The organism is Streptococcus sp. 17.1 (genome assembly GCF_016648655.1).
Taxonomy (GTDB): domain Bacteria; phylum Bacillota; class Bacilli; order Lactobacillales; family Streptococcaceae; genus Streptococcus; species Streptococcus salivarius_E.
Genome location: NZ_JACLQM010000008.1, coordinates 33,996 through 55,125 on the forward strand (window position 1 = coordinate 33,996; position 21,130 = coordinate 55,125).

Genomic DNA, 21,130 nt, shown 5'->3' on the forward strand with positions numbered 1-21,130 from the left:
TCACATTTGTCGTCTATAATTGGGATAAGAAAAATGAAGAGTCCTCATTTATCTTTGGTGTAGCTGAGGGCCAATGTCTTAAATGGAGGTGGAAGATGGTTCTCTTACAACAGGCAGTTGCTTATATTTTCCGCAAAAAAACGCGGAATTTTATTCTTTTTCTTATTTTATTTTTGATATTATCTTGCTTGTATTTTTGTTTCTCTCTTATGCAAGTTGGTGGAGGAATGAAAGCACAAATCAGGAAGTCAAGTGGGGCAAGTTTTGCTCTGGTAAGTAAAGAAAGAGGCAGTGCATTTTCCTGGAAAGAGGGGGAAAAGATTAGTCATCTATCTGATGTGATGACAACGATACCTGAATATATAAGCCCAGTGCGACTTATCGATAAGGAGGTCGTTACAGGAAAACAAACGGTGGAACGTGATGATCTTGATAATGAGGCTAATCAAGCCTTGGGAGCCACTTTTACTAAGGAAACAGGCCAAAGTGTTGATTTTAGGAGTGGTGCTTTTCAACTCCTTAAGGGGAAGCACATATCTGCTAAAGGTCAAATTATGATTCATGAATCGCTTGCTAGGAAAAATAAGCTAAGCGTCGGAGATAAGCTGACCTTGTCCAATTTCCAGATGACTGAAAGTGGAGCTAGGGAAATGGGCTTTGATATCGTTGGTATTTTTTCTGGCAAGAAGGAGGAGACATTTACTGGAATGTCCTCAGATTTAAGTGAAAATCAAGTCTTCCTCCATTATGAGGACTCTAGCCAGCTGCTTAATTTGACTGATAAGTTAGTGACAAAATTATCCTTTGGTATTAAGAATCCAGATAGAATCGACCAAGTCATTAAACAAGTGGAACAATTAGATATCGATTGGTATCGTCTACGTTTGGACCAGGACCGAAAGGCTTTTGACTCCTTGAAGGAATCGTCTCAAGCGCTACAAGAAATAGTCAGAACGATGATGATTAGTTTAATTGTTACAGGAGCAGGTATCCTCTCGTTTTTAATGGCACTATGGACGCGTGAGAGAAATCATGAGATAGGTATTCTTTTAGCAATTGGGAAGAGCAAGGGACGCATTTTTGCTCAATTTCTTATGGAGATATTGTTGGTGTCCCTTATGTCTTTGTTACCAGCCCTTGCTATTGGACGACTACTAAGTCGACTGTTTTTGCAAGAATTTATAGGACAGCAAGGACAGCAGCAGGCTCTTCAGTTATTAGATCAAATTCCTCAGGGACTACCCTTAGGGCTATCTTATCTATGTCTTCTAGTCTTGGTAATATTATCGCTCGGTGTGACAACAGGTCTCATTTGGCGCAAAACTCCAAAAGAAATCTTATCTAATATGAGTTAAGGAGAAAGGAACACTATGTTAGAACTCAAAGATGTTACGTATAGTTATCAAAATAAAAGTGAAGCTATCTTCTCGAAGGTGAATTATCGTTTCGAGAAAGGTAAATTTTATAGTATTATTGGGCAATCTGGAGCGGGAAAAACGACCTTACTTTCCCTTTTGGCAGGTCTTGATTATCCCAAGAAGGGGCAGGTCTTGTTTAACGGAGAAAATATCAAGAAAAAAAGCTCTAGTTATCATCGTAGACACCATGTTGCGCTTGTTTTTCAAAATTACAATCTCATTGATTATCTTACACCTTTAGAAAATGTACGACTTGTTAATAAAAATGCTGATAAGAAGATACTTTCTGAATTGGGATTAGATGAAAAACAAATTAATCGAAATGTCCTGCAACTTTCAGGAGGGCAACAACAACGCGTAGCTATTGCACGGGCTTTGGTTTCAGAGGCTCCGATTATCTTAGCAGATGAACCGACAGGAAATCTAGACGACGAAACTGCCAAGGATATTATTGCTATCCTTAAAAGAATGGCCTTAGATCGCCAAAAATGTGTTATTGTTGTCACGCACAGTAAGGAAGTTGCTCAGGCATCTGATGTGGTTTTAGAGTTGAAGAAGAAACAACTCATAGAAAAGAAAAAATAAAGAAAGGACTCTTATGTTTCGAAACGCTTTTGCATATATTACACGAAAATGGTCAAAGTCACTATTACTGTTAATTATTATTCTTTTGATGAGTACTCTTAGTTTGTTAGGACTTGCTATGCGAAGTGCAACCCAAGAAGCTGCATCCAAGAGTCTAGGGGCAATTACCAATAGTTTTTCAATGCAGATTAATCGTAACACGAATCCTGGAACTCCTCGAGGGGCTGGAAATCTTAAGGGAGAAGATATTAAAAAGATTAGTGAGACTAAAGGAATTGTTTCGACTATTAAACGGATAAATGGTATTGGTGATTTACTAGATTATGAGATTATTGAAACAGAGCAAACGCTACAAAATCAATCGCCAGAACGTGCTAAAAATTTTAAGTCTACCTTGATGTTGACAGGAGTCAATGACTCATCAAAAGAAGATAAATTTGTTTCAGGTGCTTATAAACTAGTTGAAGGAGAACATCTAACCGATAAGGACCATAATCAAATCTTGATGCACGAAGGTTTAGCTAAAAAGAATGGTCTTAATGTAGGAGATAAAGTAAAGCTTAAATCTAATCTCTATGATGCTGATAACGAAAAAAGGGCTGATGAAACAGTAGAAGTGACTATCAAAGGTTTATTTTCTGGTCAAAATCAAGCTGCCGTTACCTATGCTCAGGAGTTGTATGAAAACACCCTCATCACTGATCTAGATACAGTAGCAAAACTCTATGGTAATACTGTAGAAACTGCCACTTATGAGGATGCCACTTTCTTTGCTAAAGGCGATCAAAATCTTGATTCCTTGATAGCAAAGATTAAAAAGTTGAATATTAACTGGTCCCTCTACGATCTTGTTAAGAGCTCGTCAAATTACCCTGCTTTACAGAAATCTATTCTTGGGATGTATCGTGTGGCAAACCGTATGTTTATTGGAAGTCTCATTTTTACAAGTTTATTGCTAACCCTTCTGTTAATTTTATGGTTAAATGCTCGTCGTAGAGAAGTTGGTATCTTTTTGGCCTTGGGACTTAAAAAGACACAGGTTGCGGGTCAATTTTTAATAGAATTGCTGATGATTGCCTTACCAGCCTTTCTTTTGTCATATGGTTTAGCTAGTTTCTTTGCCGAAAAAGTTGGTAATACAGTCCTTTCCAATGTAACAGAAGGTATCAATAAGCAAATGACCAAAGAATCTCTAGCTGCAAATCTTGGTGGAGGGGCTGAGGCAGAAAGCTTCAGTAAGACTCTAACTCAGATTCACATGACAGTCCAACCTAAGCAACTTTTGGTAGTCATTCTAGTCGGTGGATTTATTTTAAGCTTGGTATCCTTGATTTCTTCTCGCTGGCTTCTTCACAAGAAACCCAAGGACCTCTTAGTTGATGTTGAATGATAAGTTTGCTGCACCTATAAAAAACGGTATAATGGAAGAAAGAGACCATATATAGATTAAAAGGATAATGTATGAAGATACTAATCGTAGAAGATGAAGTCCTGATTCGCGAAGGGATGAGCGACTATCTCATGGAATGTGGCTATGAGGTCTTTGAAGCAGGCGATGGGCAGGAGGCCCTGGACCTCTTTCACAGAGAGGCGCCAGATCTGGTCTTGCTGGATATCCAGCTCCCTATCCTCAATGGCTTGGAAGTACTCAAGACCATCCGGAAGACCAGCTCAGTCCCTGTCCTCATGCTAACGGCCTTCCATGACGAGGACTATAAGTTGACAGCCTTTGGAGAGTTGGCAGATGGCTATCTGGAAAAACCCTTCTCCTTGTCCCTCTTGAAGGTCCGTATCGAAGCTATTTTTAAAAAGCTTCAGCCTTCACGGGTCTTCACCTATGGAGAGGCACAGGTGGATTTTGAGAGCTACACAGCCAGCCTAGCTGGGCAAGCCATCTCCATGAATGCCAAGGAGTTGGAAATCTTGGAATACCTGCTCCAGCATGAAGGCAAGGCCCGGACTCGCTCTCAGATCCTCGATGCCGTCTGGAAGGAGACGGAGGAGATTCCTTTTGATCGGGTGATCGATGTCTATATCAAGGAACTACGAAAAAAACTAGAGCTGGACTGTATCGTTACGGTACGCAATGTCGGCTATAAATTGGAGAGACCATGACCAAACGGAGTATCTTTGCAAAAATCTTTCTGATTACCTTTGCCCTTTTTAGTAGCTTAGTCATTCTTCTACATGCTTCGGTTTACTTTATTTTTCCATCGACCTATATCGAGTCCCAGCGCCAGACGATTTTGAAGAAATCGCAAGCTCTGGCTAAGAGTTTCCAGGGCCAGGAAGAAGGGACCATTGAGTCGGTCATCGACCTTTATTCCAAGACCAATGATATCAAGGTGTCTATCAAAGGAAAGCAAAAACAAAATGCCCTAGAGGTCAAGGATGACCTGCTCGTGAACCCTGACAGCCAGAATAATTCCTTGGTCATTGAAGAGCGAAAGATTCAGACCAAGGAAGGGAAGGACTTGACCTTGCAATTCTTAGCGACCGTCGATTCCCAAAAGGAAGCGCGGGACATCAGTCTGGGCTTTCTTCCCTATAGTCTCCTTGCTTCCTTTGTTCTGTCATTGCTTGCCTCCTATCTCTATGCCCGCATGATTTCTGCTCCGATCCTTGAGATCAAGCAGATGACCAAGCGGATGAAACGGCTGGATCGGACAGCCAGTCTTCCTATTCACTCGCAGGATGAGATTGGCGTTCTCAAGCAACAGATCAACGACCTCTATCACCATCTTTTAGAGGTGATCGACAATCTAGAGCAGCAGAAACAGGAAAATCTGAAGTTGGAGCAGATGAAGGTCGAGTTCCTACGGGGGGCTTCGCATGAGCTCAAGACGCCTCTGGCCAGCTTGAAGATTATCCTAGAAAATATGCGAGATAAAATTGGTCGCTACAAGGATCGGGACCGCTACCTATTAGTTTCTCTTGACATCGTCGATGAGATGAACCAGATTGTCCTAGAGATCCTGTCTTTATCTTCTGTTCAAGAATTAGGTGGTGATAAGGAGTGGATTCAGTTAGATGATGTGGTAAATCGCATACTCACTCAAAATCAAGTGTTGGTTGAGAATCGCTCCCTATCAATTGACAATTATCTTCCGGCAACTAGTATTTTCATGAATTTACCTATTTTGAAATTGGTTCTCTCAAATATCATCAGTAATGCAGTCAAGCATTCTGATAAGGGTGGAGTGATTCGAATAGGTTTAGAAAATGAAGGAACTGATTTTGTCATTGAAAATACGATTGTATCTAAAGAAAATACTCCAACTAAAGTTCAGTCTAAGAAAGAAGGAGGATTAGGCCTTTTTGTGGTTAAATACCTTCTAGAGCATGAGGAACTTAGCTATAGATTTGAAGAAAGTTCCATGGGGAGACGCTTTGTTATGGTCTTGCCCAAAAAGTAAAAAGTGACGGTTGAGGTATTAACCGTCGTTTTTGTCTCACGAAACCCACTAGCTGTGCTAGTGGTTCCGAAAAGCTTTTAGCGATGTATCAAAAAAGTCCCCCTAAAGTGTAATATTAGATAAGGTTTCCCGACCACTAACTAGTATACAAAAGGAGGACCCCTGATGAGACAGGATAATAATAGTTTAGCACATACTACCACGCTAATTTAAAGTATAAATTTGGGAATTTCAAATTTTGGTGTTGAGGGTTTTATGTTGATACGGTTGGGCTAAATCAAAAGTGAATTGAAGAATATATTCGTAATCAATTACAAGAAGACGTGATAGCAGATTAGCTCAGTCTTTTCGAGGAATATTGTCCGTTTACAGGTGAAAAGAATAAAAGAAAGTAGTCTTAAAGAGACCCGCTAGTCGGGTCAGCTAGCAAAGGTGGTGCTGAAGGGAAACCATTCGGTAGGCCTTTAGGCCTCGGCCGGTAGCAGAGGCTTTCAGCCGAAGAGCAAACCACCCGTTCTCACGGGTGGTTTTGATTTGTATTGTTAAGCTAAGCAAAGGCTAACCTTACATTTCAACTCTATTATTTTTCAATATTACCAAAATTTTAAGGAGTCTGGAGTATAGGTCATTGAAATGTTTTAAACAAAAAAGAAAACGCTTGCATAACTTCTAGAAAAACGTAAAATAGAACTATCAGACTCACGATGATAATAAAAACGAGGAGTAGAATCATGCAAAAACATTGGTGGCATAAAGCTACGATTTATCAAATTTACCCTAAATCTTTTATGGACAAAAACGGTGATGGCATTGGTGATTTGAAGGGGATTACCAGTAAGTTAGACTACTTGCAAAAACTTGGAATAACAGCCCTATGGCTTTCGCCTGTCTATGACAGTCCAATGGATGACAATGGCTATGACATCGCTAACTATGAGGCTATTGCAGATATTTTTGGAGACATGAGTGACATGGATGAGCTTTTGGCGGAAGCCAAGAAGCGTGATATTCAAATTGTTATGGACTTGGTGGTTAACCATACGTCTGATGAGCATGCATGGTTCATCGAAGCGCGTGAAAATCCAGAAAGTCTTGAACGAGATTTCTACATCTGGCGAGACAAACCTAATGAGTTAGTATCTATCTTTAGTGGCTCTGCTTGGGAATATGATGAGACCTCAGGGCAATATTATCTGCATTTCTTTAGTAAGAAACAGCCAGACCTCAATTGGGAAAATCCACAGTTGCGCCAGAAAGTTTATGACATGATGAATTTCTGGATTGATAAGGGAATCGGTGGTTTCCGCATGGATGTGATTGATATGATTGGTAAGATCCCAGATCAACTGATTGATACAAACGGTCCAAAACTTCACGATTATATCAAGGAGATGAACCAGGCAAGCTTTGGAAAGCACGACCTTCTAACCGTTGGTGAAACCTGGGGAGCAACACCTGAAATTGCTAAACAGTATTCAAATCCTGATAATCAAGAACTTTCTATGGTTTTCCAGTTTGAACATATTGGACTTCAGCATAAGCCAGATAGCCCTAAATGGGAGTATGAGAAAGAGTTGGATGTTTCAGCACTTAAGACTATTTTTAATAAATGGCAAACCGAGTTAGAGTTGGGACAAGGATGGAACTCACTTTTTTGGAATAATCATGATCTGCCTCGTATTCTCTCAATGTGGGGAGATACTGGTGTCTATCGTGAGAAGTCAGCCAAGGCCTTGGCTATCCTCCTTCATCTGATGAGAGGAACACCTTACATTTATCAAGGTGAAGAAATCGGCATGACCAATTATCCTTTTAGAACTTTGGAAGAATTGAATGACATTGAATCTCTCAACTATGCCAAAGAAGCTCTCGAAAAAGGGGGATCGATAGAAGTTATCATGGACCAAATCCGTCAGGTGGGTCGTGACAATGCTCGAACACCAATGCAATGGGATACGTCTAAAAATGCTGGATTTAGCATATCGGATAAGACTTGGTTACCTATTAATCCAAACTATAAGGACATAAATGTTGAATCAGCCCTTGCCAATCCAGAATCAATTTTCTATACATATCAGAAGCTCGTAGAGCTTCGTAAGACTCAAGATTGGTTGGTAGATGCTGACTTTGAACTCTTGGAGACTGTCGATAAGGTCTTTGCTTATATCCGTAAGACTCAGGATAGCAGTTATCTAGTTGCAGTCAATCTATCAGACCAAGAACAAGACTTCTGTTATGATTTCGAAAGAGCAGAAGTTGTCATTGCAAATACCGAATTAGAGCCAATTACAGACCAAGGCAAACTCCAAGCCTGGGATGCCATTTGTGTGAAGATGAAATAAAAAGAAAAATGGTTGTCAACTAACTGTTGATGACCATTTTTTATCTTCTTTCCCCTTACTTAACTCAGGTTAGTCCTGTAGACTAGAATTATGTTATAATAATAGAAAAATAAGAAAAAGGTAAATTTTATGGCAATCTTAGTTTTAGGTGGAGCTGGTTACATCGGTTCTCACATGGTGGACCGTTTGGTTGAAGCGGGCCAAGAAAAAGTCGTTGTCGTGGATAACTTGGTGACAGGTCACCGTGCGGCAGTCCATCCAGACGCGGCATTCTACGAGGGAGATTTGGCAGACCAGGACTTTATGCGTAAGGTCTTTAAGGAAAATCCTGATGTCGATGCCGTTATTCACTTTGCGGCCTACTCACTTGTGGCTGAGTCTATGGAAAAGCCACTTAAGTATTTCGACAATAACACTGCTGGTATGGTGAAGTTGCTTGAAGTCATGAACGAATGCGGTGTCAAATACATTGTCTTCTCATCAACAGCTGCAACTTATGGTATTCCTGAGGAAATTCCTATCCTTGAGACCACACCACAAAAGCCAATCAATCCTTATGGTGAGAGCAAGCTCATGATGGAAACCATTATGAAGTGGTCAGACCAAGCTTACGGCATCAAGTATGTCCCTCTTCGTTACTTTAATGTGGCGGGTGCCAAACCTGATGGTTCTATCGGAGAGGATCACGGTCCTGAAACCCACCTCTTGCCAATTATTCTCCAAGTGGCTCAAGGGGTTCGTGAGAAAATCATGATTTTTGGTGACGACTACAATACTCCAGACGGTACAAATGTTCGTGACTATGTGCATCCATTTGACTTGGCAGATGCCCACCTCTTGGCAGTGGAATATCTCCGCAAAGGAAATGAGTCAACAGCCTTCAACCTAGGCTCTTCAACAGGTTTTTCAAACCTTCAAATCCTTGAAGCAGCTCGTAAGGTAACAGGTAAGGAAATCCCAGCTGAGAAGGCTGATCGTCGTCCTGGTGATCCGGATACATTGATTGCATCCTCTGAAAAGGCTCGTACAGTGCTAGGCTGGAAACCACAATTTGACAATATCGAAAAAATCATCCAAAGTGCCTGGGCATGGCATTCAAGCCATCCAAAAGGCTATGATGATAGAGATTAATCATAAGCAATAGGAGCTCCATCTGGTCATAAACTACCATTTGGAGTTTTTTCTAGACACCATAGCAAATCTTTGCAATTTTATCTTATATCCTTTAAGATAATTCTGTTACAACTTGAAAAGGAGAACAGGATGGAAACATATACACTTTCAAATGGCGTTACGATTCCTAAAATTGGTTTTGGGACTTGGCAGATTCCAGAAGGGGAAGAAGCTTATAACAGCGTTAGTTTCGCACTTAAGGCGGGTTACACACATATTGATACGGCGCAAATCTACGGTAACGAGGTTTCTGTAGGTAAGGCGATTGCAGATAGTGATGTGGCGCGTGAGGATATTTTCCTAACGACTAAACTCTGGAATGACAAGCACGATTACGATTTGGCTAAGGCCTCTATCGACGAGTCTCTTGAAAGACTAGGTGTGGATTATTTGGATCTTTTGCTCATCCACTGGCCTAATCCAAAGGCTCTTCGTGAGAATGATGCTTGGAAGGTTGGCAATGCAGGTGCTTGGAAGGCAATGGAAGAAGCCTACAAAGATGGTAAGGTGCGTGCTATCGGTGTGTCAAACTTTATGCAGCATCACCTTGTTGCTCTCCTTGAAACGGCTGAAATTGTGCCACATGTCAATCAAATTCTCTTGGCTCCAGGTTGTGCCCAAGAAGATTTGGTTACCTATTGCCAAGAGCGTGACATTCTTCTTGAAGCCTACAGTCCACTAGGTACTGGTAGCATTTTTGGAAATGAAGACGTAGAAGCAGTGGCTGAACGTAACGGAAAATCTGTTGCTCAAGTTGCCTTACGTTGGAGCCTTCAAAAAGGTTTCTTGCCACTACCTAAGTCAGTGACACCAAAAAATATCGAAGCCAACTTGGATATCTTTGACTTTGATTTGTCAGAGGAAGATATGGCAGTATTGGATAAGATTCAAGGCATTAAAACTCAGGATGATCCTGATACAGTTAATTTTTAATAGGACTGCAAGCAACTCGTCAGGGTTGCTTTTTCTATTGTTTTACGAATAAAAGTATGAACCTATTATCAAAATTGACAAAAAGGAGGAGTGGTAATACAATGGTGTTACAAAAGAGAACGAGGTTAAGGATATGACAACAATTACATTGAAGGTTTCAGAAGCAGATAAGAAGTTCATGCAGGCAATTGCCAAATTTGAAGGCGTATCCTTGTCAGAATTAATTCGGACCAAAACTTTAGAAGCCATTGAGGATGAATACGATGCTAGAGTAGCCGATTTGGCTTTGGCAGAATATGAAGATTATCTAGAAAACGGTGGGGAGGTGCTAAATTGGGATGACCTATAAGATAGTACCCACCCCTAAATTTGCCAAAAGTTTTAAAAAGTTGGATCCTTTCGTCAGAAAACAAATTAAGTCTTATCTCAATCGTGTAACAGATAATCCAAGAGCCAAGGGTAAGGCCTTGGTTGCCAATCGCACTGGACAATGGGGCTATCGTATTGGTGCCTATCGTGTTATTGTCAATATTCAGGACAATGAACTAATCATACTTGCCCTCGAAGTCGGTCATAGACGTGATATCTATTAGTATCAAGACTTATAATATCCCAGATTCCGTTAATTTTTAATAGGATTGCAAGCAACTCGTGAGGGTTGTTTTTTTCTACTGTGTGTGCCCGAATTTGCTATAATAAGGCTATCCTATCAATTACTATTAGAAGGGAAGTTATGTTATGGAATCGCGGAACCTTCTTCCTCAAAATACGCGTCTGATGGCTAATTTGTTGAGTTTCTCGGGAGGGGCTTTGGATGTCTTTTGTCATATGTACTATCATAGTTTGGTTGCTACACAGACTGGGAATATCCTTCTCTTGGTCGCTGACTGGCAGAACAGTAGTATGTACTATAACTTGTTGCGTTGCTTTTCAATCTTATTCTTTTCTTTAGGCTTTCTTTTTGGCATGTGGTTTAAAGACCAGCGTAAGAATGCCTATTGGCGAGTTTATGGTCTTCTTCCACTTTGTGTGATGACAGCTATCCTGCCTTTTCTACCTTCAAATGCCTTGATTGAGCTCCCGATTATCGCTTTTTCTGCAGGTATCATGATGAAGACTTTTACTGGCAGTCAGATTGAGAATCATCCCTTCGTGATATTTATGACCTCAGGAAATTATCGAAGGATGTTAACGGCCCTCTATTATGCTATTCAGGGAAGTGGTGATCAGAGAGAATATCGTCGTCAGGCTGTCAATTATAGCTTTATCGTAGGGAGCTTTGTCGTTGGCGCTATCGTCTCAGCCGTTCTGATGCATTTTGTGCACCTTAAGTCAATTTGGGTAATCACACTCAGTCTTATTACCATCATGGTTTACTATTCATCTGAAGTGAAACGGCTAGGGCTCAAGGAAACTAATCTTTAGTCGTCTGTAGCAAATATTTTTGATAACAATTGTCTTGTGTTATAATTTTGATTATATTATTTTCATTTAATCAAAAAAAGGAGACATAAGATGCCTGTAGTAAGCAATGATTTTTCAGATATCGTTTATAACCGTCGTTCCATTCGTAACTTTGATACATCTGTTAAGATTCCGCAAGAAGAACTGTTGGAAATCCTAGATAAGACTGTCACAGCACCATCATCAGTCAATATGCAACCTTGGCGTTTTGTCGTCGTTGATAGCGAAGAGGGCAAGGAAAAATTGACACCTTTCGTCAGCTACAATGGTTTGCAAAATGAAACATCGTCAGCCATGGTCCTTATTTTTGCCGATTTGAAGAGCCAAGAAAGAGCTGAAGATATCTACGGTAAGGCTGTTGCTCAAGGAAAAATGCCTGAAGAAGTCAAAGAAAAACAACTGTCAAGCATTGTACCAATGTATGAAAATGCTCCTAGAGACGTCATGAATGAAATTGTTCATATTGATGCTAGTCTGGCTGCCATGCAGTTGATGTTGGTTGCTCGTTCTTATGGTTATGATACCAACGCCATCGGTGGTTATAAAAAAAATGGGCTTGCCAAAGCCTTTGGACTTGATGAAGACCGTCATGTACCAGTTTTGCTCATTGCTCTTGGGAAAGCCAATGAAGAAGGCTTTGAGTCTGTTCGTCTGGATGCCTCTGATGTGACGACTTTTGCTTAATAAATAATTGACCGTAAGTCTCGGAAGTGGAGACTTACGGTTTTTATTTTTCCTTTTATGCTATCAATAACTCATAATGCACCTTGTCATTAATTTGGCTTTTTGTTAAGATGAAAGAAAAAGTGAGCGTATACAATTGGTAGTATCATTGGAGGATTAAGACATGGCACGTATTTTACAGATTGAAGACAATGAGGATATCCAGAATATTCTTTTTAACTTGTTTTCTGAAGAACATGATATTATCCAAGCCTACTCTGGAACCGAAGGAGAGCTTTTGTTTCAAAGTCAAGAGATTGATTTGGTTCTCCTAGATATCATGTTACCGGGTAAGGGTGGCGAAGAAGTGCTTAAGTTTATCAGGCAAAGAAGCTCTGTTCCTGTCATTATGCTGACAGCCTTGGGTGACAAGCACTTGATTAGCCAGTACTTACTTGATGGTGCAAATGATTATATCGTTAAGCCCTTTGATCTTGAAGAAGTTTATGCGCGTGTCTCGGTTCAACTACGTGAACACAGCAAGGAAAGTAGTAAGCATGATAACATCTATCAAGTCAAAAATATCACGATAAACCCAGACAGTTTTGAAGTCTCCTGTCAGGGAAAAGTCATTCGTTTGGGTAAGAAAGAGTTTCAAATTTTCCACACACTCCTTCAAAATCCAAAGAAAATTTTTACTAAAGAGGACCTTTATGAGACGGTTTGGGAAGCCCCTTATCTATCAGGTGATAATACATTGAATGCACAGTTGAGTAACCTACGTAAGAAACTAGCCCAAGTGGATGCGGGTACGGAGTATATCGAAACGATTTGGGGCTTAGGTGTGCGACTTAAAGGAGAAGACTGATGGAAGGACTGCTTATTGTATTGATAGGACTTCTTCTGGGAGCGACTACCTGTCTAATTCGTTACTATTTGGCTGTAAAATCTCTCTCAAAGCAGATTGAAGAAAAGCTAGTTGAAGAAAGCCATCGACGAATTACTCTGAAAAACCAGCCAAAATCATTGGTTACCCTAACGAATCGGATTGAGTCTCTCTTTACCCAAATTGAAAAGACTAAGCTTGTCGCTCTCCAAGAAAAGAAGACCATGGACATGGCTATCAGTAATATTGCCCATGATATACGAACACCACTGACAGTAGCGAGCGGCTATGCTCAGCAAAGTCTTCGAAGTAGTAGTGAAGATGACATGGCTATGGAGAAGATTTCTAAAAATCTACTGACTGTTTCAAAGCGTTTGGAAGCCTTGTTGGAATATCGACGATTAACAGAGGGGGCCATCCAACCACAATTTCAAGATGTGGACTTTTCTCAACTTGTGGTTAAGTCTATCCTGCCTTACTATGACATGTTTCAGGAGACAGGGATTACACTAGATATTCAAGTAACCCCTGATATCCAATGCGAAATGGATGCTGATATTTTTGAACGTCTATTTCAGAATATTATCAGTAACGTTCTAAAACATGGTAAGACTCAAGCTCAACTGACATTGCAGAAAAAGGACGATGGCATTTATTTGTCAGTTAGTAATATGGTCCAACAGCCGATACAGCATCTAGACCAACTAACGACCCGCTTTTATTCTGAAAACCTGTCAGACACCGAGGATTCCTCTGGACTTGGACTTTATATCACCGAACACTTAGTCCAAGTCTTAGAGGGTGAGTTGCATCTGGCCTATGAGAATGAATGGTTTTATTTAACAGTGAGGTTAAAATAATTTCGGAAAACAACTCAACCACCGATTTGATTTAGCAAAAAATCTTTGATTCTAGAATTCTTTTAAAATATAGAAAGTAACATTATTCATACTGCTTTTCTTGATTCTATTTGCTTTCAGTGATAGAATAAAAATATTGAGAGGATATCGTAGGATGACTGGTAACAGAGCGTTCAAAGGTACCAACTTCTGGTACGGGTGCGGTGCTACCTTCAGCTTCAGGCTGTAAAGAACCCTTACTGACATTGGTCCTCTTTTTTAGTTGTCGTCAACTTTTGTTGGTGACTTTTTTTATATTTTAGATTTTGAAAGAATCCATAAATTTATACAAACTCTCGTAAATAAAATAGATATCTTCAAAGTAAACAAACACTTCTACATCAAAAATATGAATTGTTTCGCACCTTCGGAGAGAAACGGATTTGAAGTCACAGAATAAAAATAACATCGTGCACGCGCGCGATGTTATTTTTGTTATCATAAATCTTGTTTTTCAAAGGTAATCAAGCCCAAAGCTGTAAATGCTAGGATAAATCCTACTGCCACGATTGCAGTATTTTGAATGATAGTTTTATCTGCAGTCATGCCGTAATTAAAGTTGAGTGACAAGTATTTCAAAATTTCTACTTTAGGGAAGATTGCTGCTGGTACGGTTAAAGCTACTAAACCAAGGGTGTAAGTCACAAAGGTTGTCACGATAGAATGTGTGAGGTAGAGGGCAACCGTGGTCAGACTTACCCAAGCTAGATTACACAAGAATTGGAGAAGGAAAGTTAAGGCAAAGTTTCTAACAAAGTGATCAGGTACAGTTCCAAGACCGTGGCAAAGAGTACCTAGAACAAAGGCAAGGCCGTAAGACAGGAGGAGTTGTCCTAAAGTGATAGCTACAATGACGGTTGCCTTGGCGAAGAAGAACCCGCTCCGTGAAATGCCAGAGGTGAGATTATTCTTGTACAATTTTTGTGCTAAATCAACACCCAAAATGATAGAGACCACAATTAAAGTGAATAGGACTGTCATGGAGATACTACTAGAGTAATTAATCAGTGATCCGACACCAGTCCACGAAGAGGCGCTTTTAACGGCTTGTTTTGCCCCAGTTTCTACGCCTACATGCCCTGTGCCTCCCAATAGGACACCAGAAATAATGTTTAGGGCTAGGATAATTTCAGAAATCCAAAATCCTTTAGAACGGAAGAGTCGATAGAAATCGGCGTGAATAGTGTGTAACATGGCTCTACCTCCTTTCTGAATCTACTAGTTGTGTGAAGTAGTTTTCTAAGTCTTGACGTTTGTAGTAAATTTCATCGATGTCAACTTCTTGTTTAACCAGCTCTTTGACAATTGCCTTTATAACATGGGATTTGTCAAAAATATGAATTTCATTGTCGCTGTTAACCACTTTGAAGTGTTGATGGAGTTGGCCTTGGAGAATGCGACTAGCCAAGGCTAATTGGTTAGTTTTAAGAACGATATAGTCTTCGCTGAGATGTTCGAATTCGTCCTTAGTGATTTCACGGATGATGTGACCGTGATCAATAATGCCAAAGCGGGTTGAAACTTGATAGAGTTCAGACAAGATATGGCTAGAGATGAGAACTGTCATACCTTGCTCTTCGCTCAATTTTTTAATCATTTGGCGGAATTCTTTGATAGCAACTGGGTCGAGACCATTAATCGGTTCATCTAAAATAAGTAGGTCTGGTTTTGCAATCAGTGCAATAGCGATACCTAGACGTTGCTTCATACCCAGTGAGAAACTACGAAATTTTTTCTTGCCAGTGTGTCCAAGTCCAACTGTATCAAGGATTTCATCAATGACCTTGTCAGGAATTGGAACGTGATGAATCTTGCAGTAGTAACGTAGGTTTTGACGTGCATTGAGATGATTCAGGGCAACTGGTGTTTCAATCACAGAACCAACACGTTTCAGTGCGTGAGTCCACTCTGATTTGGAAGTGGAGTGGAAGAGGGAAACACTGCCTTGGCTAGGGCGGATGAGTTTAGTGATGACTTTAATCAGTGTTGTCTTACCTGCCCCGTTTCTTCCGATAAGGCCATAGACCTCACCCTTTTCTAAGGTCAGGTTTACATTGTCGAGTGCTAGGTGTTGGCCGTAACGTTTAGTCAGATGTCTGACCTCAAGTACCTTTTTCATGATAAGCCTCCTTTCGCTTATTTGATACCGCTTTCTTTTCATCTTTATTGTAGTATAAAGTCATTAAATAAACATCAAGAAATTCTCAAATATTTCTTAAATTTTTCAAGAAATCATGAAAATGGTGGTGACTAAATTCTGATAGTGTGTGCTTTAACCCACGATTAAGGTAAGGCCTCTCTCTTTGTGTTATAATGAAGAAAAATGTTAAATGTAAAGTTTATTTTGCCTTTTACTAGGAGTCTTTTATGACAAACTATTTGGTCCAGAGGTTTCTCTGGTTTCGTGAGCGAGGCTTCGTCCAAATTACGCAGAAAACCTTGGTTTCGCTCTTTCCTTTTTTCCTATTTTCAGGAATTATTCGGGTGATTTCACTATCTGTCTTTTCGGAGCTTGGTTATATTAACCAATTGTTTTCAGTTTCTGACTGGTTACCGGCCTTTAAGATAACTGGGCAGGTGCTCATTAATCTTTCCAATTTTCTTGGTGGCTTAGCCGGACCCTTATCAACCTACTTTGCAGGAAAATACACAGCTGGTCACTATGGTAGAAGTACTGGTACAGCTGGTGTGACGTCCCTTTTGGTTAGCTTAATTATAGGATCGCAAGAGCTGTTGCTGTCACCGCTAAACGATGGTGTTTTGACTCGCATCAATTTACCGGCTTCAATCAACATTATGTTGGCTATCTTTGTGGGCTATCTGGTTGGCCAGATTTTTCGCTTTTCAAGAGCTAGTGATGATCAGATTGTGGACAAGGACTATATTTATCAACCAAAGACCGTCCGTCCCATTTTTTTGTCACTCATTTTAGCTATTGGACTTAACATTCTCTTTGTGATTGGGGAGCAAGATAATGTTTTTCTGACGATTAGGCAGGTTACCTCTACCTTTACTGTAACTGATAATCACCTGTTCTCAACCTTTATGATGGGACTTTTGAACACTTTTTCTGCTTGGATTGGAAATAGTCAGGCTTTTGCCCTAAATTCAATTGCCGAGGATAGTTTTGCCTTGGAAAATTTGACCTATGCTGTTTCCCATCATACGACGACTGGGCTTCCCCACCTTTACACACTAACAAATCTTTATCATAGTTATGGCTTGGTTGCTGGCATTGGCTCAGGGCTAGCCCTCTTGGTGGCTCTGCTTTTAGCATCAACCAGTTATAAGGATAAGAAGGTGAGTCTTCTAAGTGTCTTTCCTAGTCTCTTTAACAATGGGGCTCCATTTATGGTGGGGATACCAGTCTTGCTTAATTTAGTTTATCTGGTTCCTTTCCTACTGGCACCTATAATCAATATGGGCATTGCTGCGGTGGCCTTGGCTATCCATCTTATGCCAGCTGCGGTTTATCCAGTTCCAGATGGTACACCAAGTCTTCTTTTCGCCTTTATCGGAACTGGGGGTAGTTTACGAGCTCTTGCTGTTAGTCTGCTCTGTTTTGCAGTCGACATTGTTATCTTTATTCCATTTGTGCGTCTGTCTAATAAAGTACAACACGGTCTAAAAGAGGAAGGAGAGGGCATTGAAACTAAATAAAAAAACTAAGTTGGTCTTTATCCTTGTTGCTTTCTTTCTCATTGGGCTAGCCGTCCCATCCTATAGTTGGACTAGGAAAAATGTCAAGGAAATAGAGACTTTCTATAATTCAAAATTGTCTCCCATTATCATGATTCCAGGGAGCTCCGCTACGGAAAATAGATTCGACGGCCTAGTACGTAAGCTCAATCAAGACCATCGTGGTGTCAAGCATAGCCTTCTCAAAGTCAAGGTCTGGAACAATGGGCGTATCACCTTTGAGGGTAAAATCAAGGATAAGGATAACGAGCCAGTCATTGTTATTGGATTTGAGAATAACAAAGATGGCTATAACAATATCAAGAAACAAACCAAGATGATGAATCAGGCATTTGAAGCCTTGCAGAATAAATACAATTTCAATAATTTTAAAGGGTTGGGGCATTCAAATGGTGGCTTGATTTATACGGCTTTTATTGAAAATTATCTTAGCGACTACGATGTCAAGATAAATTCTTTGATGACTATCGGAACGCCCTATAATTTCACTGAAACCAATATTAAAAATAAATCGGTCATGCTAGCAGACTTTATAGCTGCTAAGGAGAATATTCCGTCTACCCTACATGTCTATTCGGTAGCGGGAACCATCACCTATGATTCGGACGAGCTGGTTCCAGATGCTAGCGTGTCCGCTGGGAAATATATCTATCAGAATCAGGCAAAAAGTTATACTGAAATCACTGTTACAGGTGAAGATGCCCAACACTCGGATTTACCAACCAATGATGAAGTAGTGGAACTAATCAAACAACATATCGAGGGACAAGGTGTTCGTAAGAAGCAAAAGACCAATCTAGAACCTCAATAGGCTATAATACTATGTATTATTAGTCTAGTTAGTTATTATCAAATACAAAAGAATAGAGTCTACGATGGCTCTATTTTTTTAGTGTAAGACTGACTCTTTAAGTTGTTGTAACCCCTTGTTTTACAACGTTGGTTTTGTTATAATTGATTGAAAAGAAAAAGATGAATGAGAGGTTCTGATATGCAAATACCAAGTCGCTTTACCATTGCTGTTCATATTTTGACCCTTATAGCACAAAATAAGGGAAATGAAACTAAGCTAACCAGTGATTTAATGGCAGGTAGTGTGGGGGTTAATCCAGTTATTATCCGCAAAACCTTGTCGCAACTGAAGAAAGCAGACTTGATTTCAGTTCAAAGGGGAAGTGGAGGAGCCACATTAGCCAAGGTACCAGAGGAGATTAACCTTTTGCAGGTTTATCGTGCGGTGGATAGCATCGGTCCAAGTGGCAAACTCTTTAGTTTTCATGACAATCCTAATCCAGCGTGTCCAGTAGGACGTAATATCCATGGGATTTTGGATCAGAGCCTAGAAGACGTTCAAATGGCAATGGAAAAGGAACTCGAAAAGAAAACTTTGGCTGGTATTTTAAAGGATGCTAAGGCCAACTGGAAAGAAGCTGGAGCTTGATTTTTAGATTTTAAACTATAAGAAATCGAAAGTTTTTCGGTTTCTTTTTTAATTCCCAAGTTGTAATGATTGACGTGACAATATAAAAAATTATAATGTAATTCATATAATTACAACACAGGAGAAAATCATATGACATACGACTACAATAGTAAGATTTACCTCGCGGAGACGGTACTCAATGTGAAGGACTTGGCACGTCAGACAGCCTTTTATACACAGGTTATAGGACTTGAAATCCTATCTCAAACTGCAACAGAAATTGTTTTGGGTGCTGGAAACAAGCCGCTAGTTCACTTGATTGAAACCAATCGTGAGGAAGCGGTCAAGTCTAGTTATGGTCTCTACCATATGGCAATTTTGTTGCCATCTCGCGAGGATTTGGCAGATGTTTTCAAACATATTGCTGAGCTAGATTATCCATTTGTCGGTGCAGCTGACCACGGTTATAGTGAAGCCCTTTATTTGGAAGACCTTGAAGGCAATGGTATTGAGCTCTATAGAGACAAGCCTGTTGCTGAATGGGATATTCGTGAGGATGGTCGCATCGTTGGTGTAACAGAAGAACTATCAGCTCAAGAAATTTACGAGATGGGACGCAAGGTTGAGCCATTTGTGATAGCTAAGGATACTCGTATGGGGCATATTCATTTATCGGTCAAAGATAGTCAGCTAGCAACGGCTTTCTATCAGGATGTTTTGGAGCTGGCAGATAAGTATACCATTCCAAGTGCTAGTTGGATTGCTTCAGGTGATTACCATCACCACTTGGCTGTCAATGAATGGGGTGGCAAAAACTTAGCCAAACGTGAAAAAGGGATGATTGGTCTTGCCTACTACGTCCTTGAAGTAGAAGACAAAGAAGATTTGATTACCATAGCAGAACGTGCTAAGAATCGTGGAGCAGAGGTCAAATGGTTATCTTCTAATGCGTTAATCTTCGAGGATAATGATGGTATTTTGACACGAGTGAGAAAAAATATTAATAATTAGTGATTTTCAAGTCGTAACTATTGACATTACATTTGAAAGGTCTATAATGGTTATTGTAATCAAAGTTGTTACAAATAAACTTAACAATTTTAACAATTAACATTCATCACAAAGAAAGAGGGAATAACTATGACCTACTTTACAGACTTACAAACAAAGCGCCGTTCTATCTACGCATTAGGAAAAGACCTTGAGCTCTCTAACCAAGAATTGATTGAAACCGTTCAAGGGGCTGTTCTTAACACTCCGACAGCCTTTAACTCACAAACATCACGTGTGGTGATTTTGCTGGATGAAGAATCAGATGCTTTCTGGAATGAAATCGCTTATTCAGAGCTTGAAAAAGTAACGCCAGCAGAAGCTTTTGAGGCAACAAAAGAACGTTTGGCAGGTTTTGCCCAAGCTAAGGGAACAATCCTCTTCTACGAAGATCAAGATGTAGTGAAAGGCCTTCAAGAGCAATTCCCACTTTACGCTGAAAACTTCCCAATTTGGTCAGAGCAAGGTCATGGAATCGCCCTTTATGCGACGTGGTTGGCTTTGGCTGAGAAGAATATCGGCATGAACGTACAACACTACAACCCACTTGTTGATGCACAATTAGCTGAAAAATATGACATTCCAGCTAACTGGAAACTCCGTGCTCAAGCGCCATTTGGTCAAATCGTTGCACCAGCAGGAGATAAAGACATCCAAACAGAAGGTCGTTTCAAAGTTTTTGGCGACAAATAATCACTTTAATTTAGTCAGTCAGCTTGCCAGTAGGCTACATACTGACTGAACAAAATCATAATGATAAGACAAAAAAATTAGCAAGATTGAGAAATCTTGTTATTTTTTTATCTTAAAAATAGTAATACCCAAGGAAAGTTATAGCTTGAATTTTGCTAAGGTGACACCGGACGTCAGCAATCTTTTTCGAGGTTTCATGACTAAGTTTTAAGTTTCTAGATTTTAAATTTTTAGGCTCGGGCTAAGACAATTTTCCCAATTTCCGAGTATCTGAAACTATTTGGTTTCGGGCGCTTGCGTAACGGCATCTTGCATATCAATTTTTCCAAGTCATTTTTTTGAAGGAGAAGTGCTATAAGATGTTAGAAAAGTTGTGTTATTTATATCATATTTTCAATGATTTTGACAATATCCTTTTTATTTTTGACAAAGATGCTTGTCAAAAATAAAAAGAAGCGTTACAATAGTTTTAGACGAAAGAAGGAG

21 protein-coding genes and 1 pseudogene are annotated in these 21,130 nt (G+C 40.0%); 20 read left to right on the forward strand and 2 right to left on the reverse strand.

What is annotated here, in order from left to right; translation table 11 throughout:
- Positions 1–95 precede the first annotated feature (95 nt).
- The 15 genes and pseudogenes from H7T99_RS06220 (at position 96) to H7T99_RS06290 (ending at position 13,740) form a co-directional block, all read left to right on the forward strand.
- Positions 96–1,355 carry an ABC transporter permease gene (locus tag H7T99_RS06220; protein ID WP_037602242.1) on the forward strand — a complete coding sequence of 420 codons (1,260 nt, stop codon included), beginning with the start codon at positions 96–98 and terminating at the stop codon, positions 1,353–1,355.
- A gap of 15 nt (positions 1,356–1,370) precedes the next feature.
- On the forward strand, positions 1,371–2,003 hold the full coding sequence (locus H7T99_RS06225; protein ID WP_014632914.1) for an ABC transporter ATP-binding protein: 633 nt from the start codon (positions 1,371–1,373) through the stop codon (positions 2,001–2,003).
- A gap of 13 nt (positions 2,004–2,016) precedes the next feature.
- The gene (locus H7T99_RS06230) at positions 2,017–3,393 is read left to right on the forward strand and encodes an ABC transporter permease (RefSeq protein ID WP_037602240.1); all 1,377 of its coding nucleotides are present in this window, start codon (positions 2,017–2,019) and stop codon (positions 3,391–3,393) included.
- A 71-nt stretch (positions 3,394–3,464) separates the two neighbouring features.
- On the forward strand, positions 3,465–4,118 hold the full coding sequence (locus H7T99_RS06235) for a response regulator transcription factor (protein ID WP_037602238.1): 654 nt from the start codon (positions 3,465–3,467) through the stop codon (positions 4,116–4,118).
- Positions 4,115–5,419: a sensor histidine kinase gene (locus tag H7T99_RS06240; protein WP_037602236.1), complete on the forward strand. Its 1,305-nt coding sequence runs from the start codon at positions 4,115–4,117 to the stop codon at positions 5,417–5,419. Before H7T99_RS06235 ends, H7T99_RS06240 begins: the two co-directional genes overlap by 4 nt.
- A gap of 200 nt (positions 5,420–5,619) precedes the next feature.
- Positions 5,620–5,757 (forward strand): annotated as a pseudogene (locus tag H7T99_RS06245) (IS200/IS605 family transposase); the annotation flags it as partial.
- 393 nt (positions 5,758–6,150) lie between these two features.
- Positions 6,151–7,761, forward strand: coding sequence for a glucan 1,6-alpha-glucosidase DexB (dexB, locus tag H7T99_RS06250; protein ID WP_037602235.1), 1,611 nt, complete (start codon positions 6,151–6,153; stop codon positions 7,759–7,761).
- Positions 7,762–7,890: 129 nt separating this feature from the next.
- Positions 7,891–8,892 carry a UDP-glucose 4-epimerase GalE gene (galE, locus tag H7T99_RS06255; protein ID WP_037602233.1) on the forward strand — a complete coding sequence of 334 codons (1,002 nt, stop codon included), beginning with the start codon at positions 7,891–7,893 and terminating at the stop codon, positions 8,890–8,892.
- Between the two features lie 132 nt (positions 8,893–9,024).
- The gene (locus H7T99_RS06260) at positions 9,025–9,867 is read left to right on the forward strand and encodes an aldo/keto reductase (RefSeq protein WP_037602231.1); all 843 of its coding nucleotides are present in this window, start codon (positions 9,025–9,027) and stop codon (positions 9,865–9,867) included.
- 133 nt (positions 9,868–10,000) lie between these two features.
- Positions 10,001–10,216 carry a type II toxin-antitoxin system RelB family antitoxin gene (gene relB / locus H7T99_RS06265; RefSeq protein WP_014632927.1) on the forward strand — a complete coding sequence of 72 codons (216 nt, stop codon included), beginning with the start codon at positions 10,001–10,003 and terminating at the stop codon, positions 10,214–10,216.
- Positions 10,206–10,460 (forward strand): type II toxin-antitoxin system RelE family toxin, encoded by a 255-nt coding sequence (locus tag H7T99_RS06270; protein ID WP_195950635.1) that lies wholly within the window; start codon positions 10,206–10,208, stop codon positions 10,458–10,460. Before relB ends, H7T99_RS06270 begins: the two co-directional genes overlap by 11 nt.
- A gap of 145 nt (positions 10,461–10,605) precedes the next feature.
- Positions 10,606–11,292 (forward strand): YoaK family protein, encoded by a 687-nt coding sequence (locus tag H7T99_RS06275; RefSeq protein ID WP_004182263.1) that lies wholly within the window; start codon positions 10,606–10,608, stop codon positions 11,290–11,292.
- Between the two features lie 90 nt (positions 11,293–11,382).
- The gene (locus H7T99_RS06280; protein ID WP_037602226.1) at positions 11,383–12,015 is read left to right on the forward strand and encodes a nitroreductase family protein; all 633 of its coding nucleotides are present in this window, start codon (positions 11,383–11,385) and stop codon (positions 12,013–12,015) included.
- Positions 12,016–12,178: 163 nt separating this feature from the next.
- Complete coding sequence (locus H7T99_RS06285; RefSeq protein ID WP_037602224.1) at positions 12,179–12,862, forward strand: response regulator transcription factor; 684 nt, start codon at positions 12,179–12,181, stop codon at positions 12,860–12,862.
- A complete protein-coding gene (locus tag H7T99_RS06290) occupies positions 12,862–13,740 on the forward strand; it encodes a sensor histidine kinase (RefSeq protein WP_037602222.1) in 879 nt (292 codons plus the stop codon). Before H7T99_RS06285 ends, H7T99_RS06290 begins: the two co-directional genes overlap by 1 nt.
- 477 nt (positions 13,741–14,217) lie before the next feature.
- On the opposite strand, the gene H7T99_RS06295 is transcribed toward H7T99_RS06290, so the two are convergent.
- Together H7T99_RS06295 and H7T99_RS06300 are read right to left on the reverse strand one after the other, a co-directional pair.
- The gene (locus tag H7T99_RS06295) at positions 14,218–14,973 is read right to left on the reverse strand and encodes an ABC transporter permease (protein ID WP_003093365.1); all 756 of its coding nucleotides are present in this window, start codon (positions 14,971–14,973) and stop codon (positions 14,218–14,220) included.
- Between the two features lie 4 nt (positions 14,974–14,977).
- A complete protein-coding gene (locus tag H7T99_RS06300) occupies positions 14,978–15,898 on the reverse strand; it encodes an ABC transporter ATP-binding protein (RefSeq protein WP_037602217.1) in 921 nt (306 codons plus the stop codon).
- A 248-nt stretch (positions 15,899–16,146) separates the two neighbouring features.
- Here H7T99_RS06300 and H7T99_RS06305 point away from each other — a divergent pair, with 248 nt between their 5' ends.
- The 5 genes from H7T99_RS06305 to H7T99_RS06325 all read left to right on the forward strand — a co-directional run bounded on the left by H7T99_RS06305 (position 16,147) and on the right by H7T99_RS06325 (position 20,644).
- Positions 16,147–17,439 carry a PTS sugar transporter subunit IIC gene (locus tag H7T99_RS06305; RefSeq protein ID WP_037602215.1) on the forward strand — a complete coding sequence of 431 codons (1,293 nt, stop codon included), beginning with the start codon at positions 16,147–16,149 and terminating at the stop codon, positions 17,437–17,439.
- Positions 17,426–18,289: an alpha/beta hydrolase gene (locus H7T99_RS06310; RefSeq protein ID WP_037602213.1), complete on the forward strand. Its 864-nt coding sequence runs from the start codon at positions 17,426–17,428 to the stop codon at positions 18,287–18,289. The genes H7T99_RS06305 and H7T99_RS06310 overlap by 14 nt, the downstream gene beginning before the upstream one ends.
- Before the next feature lie 180 nt (positions 18,290–18,469).
- Positions 18,470–18,919 carry an Rrf2 family transcriptional regulator gene (locus H7T99_RS06315; RefSeq protein WP_037602342.1) on the forward strand — a complete coding sequence of 150 codons (450 nt, stop codon included), beginning with the start codon at positions 18,470–18,472 and terminating at the stop codon, positions 18,917–18,919.
- Between the two features lie 132 nt (positions 18,920–19,051).
- The gene (locus H7T99_RS06320; protein WP_037602211.1) at positions 19,052–19,912 is read left to right on the forward strand and encodes a VOC family protein; all 861 of its coding nucleotides are present in this window, start codon (positions 19,052–19,054) and stop codon (positions 19,910–19,912) included.
- Between the two features lie 129 nt (positions 19,913–20,041).
- Positions 20,042–20,644, forward strand: coding sequence for a nitroreductase family protein (locus H7T99_RS06325; protein ID WP_037602209.1), 603 nt, complete (start codon positions 20,042–20,044; stop codon positions 20,642–20,644).
- The last annotated feature ends 486 nt before the right edge of the window (positions 20,645–21,130 follow it).

What these genes read in the sequence shown, in the direction of transcription:
- galE (WP_037602233.1), top strand. Translation starts at nt 7,891, where the DNA reads ATGGCAATCTTAGTTTTAGGTGGAGCTGGTTACATCGGTTCTCACATG.
- H7T99_RS06280 (WP_037602226.1), top strand. Translation starts at nt 11,383, where the DNA reads ATGCCTGTAGTAAGCAATGATTTTTCAGATATCGTTTATAACCGTCGT.
- H7T99_RS06325 (WP_037602209.1), top strand. Translation starts at nt 20,042, where the DNA reads ATGACCTACTTTACAGACTTACAAACAAAGCGCCGTTCTATCTACGCA.
- H7T99_RS06230 (WP_037602240.1), top strand. Translation starts at nt 2,017, where the DNA reads ATGTTTCGAAACGCTTTTGCATATATTACACGAAAATGGTCAAAGTCA.
- H7T99_RS06235 (WP_037602238.1), top strand. Translation starts at nt 3,465, where the DNA reads ATGAAGATACTAATCGTAGAAGATGAAGTCCTGATTCGCGAAGGGATG.
- H7T99_RS06220 (WP_037602242.1), top strand. Translation starts at nt 96, where the DNA reads ATGGTTCTCTTACAACAGGCAGTTGCTTATATTTTCCGCAAAAAAACG.
- H7T99_RS06300 (WP_037602217.1), bottom strand. Translation starts at nt 15,898, where the DNA reads ATGAAAAAGGTACTTGAGGTCAGACATCTGACTAAACGTTACGGCCAA.
- H7T99_RS06225 (WP_014632914.1), top strand. Translation starts at nt 1,371, where the DNA reads ATGTTAGAACTCAAAGATGTTACGTATAGTTATCAAAATAAAAGTGAA.
- H7T99_RS06290 (WP_037602222.1), top strand. Translation starts at nt 12,862, where the DNA reads ATGGAAGGACTGCTTATTGTATTGATAGGACTTCTTCTGGGAGCGACT.
- H7T99_RS06315 (WP_037602342.1), top strand. Translation starts at nt 18,470, where the DNA reads ATGCAAATACCAAGTCGCTTTACCATTGCTGTTCATATTTTGACCCTT.
- H7T99_RS06270 (WP_195950635.1), top strand. Translation starts at nt 10,206, where the DNA reads ATGACCTATAAGATAGTACCCACCCCTAAATTTGCCAAAAGTTTTAAA.
- H7T99_RS06320 (WP_037602211.1), top strand. Translation starts at nt 19,052, where the DNA reads ATGACATACGACTACAATAGTAAGATTTACCTCGCGGAGACGGTACTC.
- H7T99_RS06275 (WP_004182263.1), top strand. Translation starts at nt 10,606, where the DNA reads ATGGAATCGCGGAACCTTCTTCCTCAAAATACGCGTCTGATGGCTAAT.
- H7T99_RS06305 (WP_037602215.1), top strand. Translation starts at nt 16,147, where the DNA reads ATGACAAACTATTTGGTCCAGAGGTTTCTCTGGTTTCGTGAGCGAGGC.
- H7T99_RS06285 (WP_037602224.1), top strand. Translation starts at nt 12,179, where the DNA reads ATGGCACGTATTTTACAGATTGAAGACAATGAGGATATCCAGAATATT.
- H7T99_RS06260 (WP_037602231.1), top strand. Translation starts at nt 9,025, where the DNA reads ATGGAAACATATACACTTTCAAATGGCGTTACGATTCCTAAAATTGGT.
- dexB (WP_037602235.1), top strand. Translation starts at nt 6,151, where the DNA reads ATGCAAAAACATTGGTGGCATAAAGCTACGATTTATCAAATTTACCCT.
- H7T99_RS06295 (WP_003093365.1), bottom strand. Translation starts at nt 14,973, where the DNA reads ATGTTACACACTATTCACGCCGATTTCTATCGACTCTTCCGTTCTAAA.
- relB (WP_014632927.1), top strand. Translation starts at nt 10,001, where the DNA reads ATGACAACAATTACATTGAAGGTTTCAGAAGCAGATAAGAAGTTCATG.
- H7T99_RS06240 (WP_037602236.1), top strand. Translation starts at nt 4,115, where the DNA reads ATGACCAAACGGAGTATCTTTGCAAAAATCTTTCTGATTACCTTTGCC.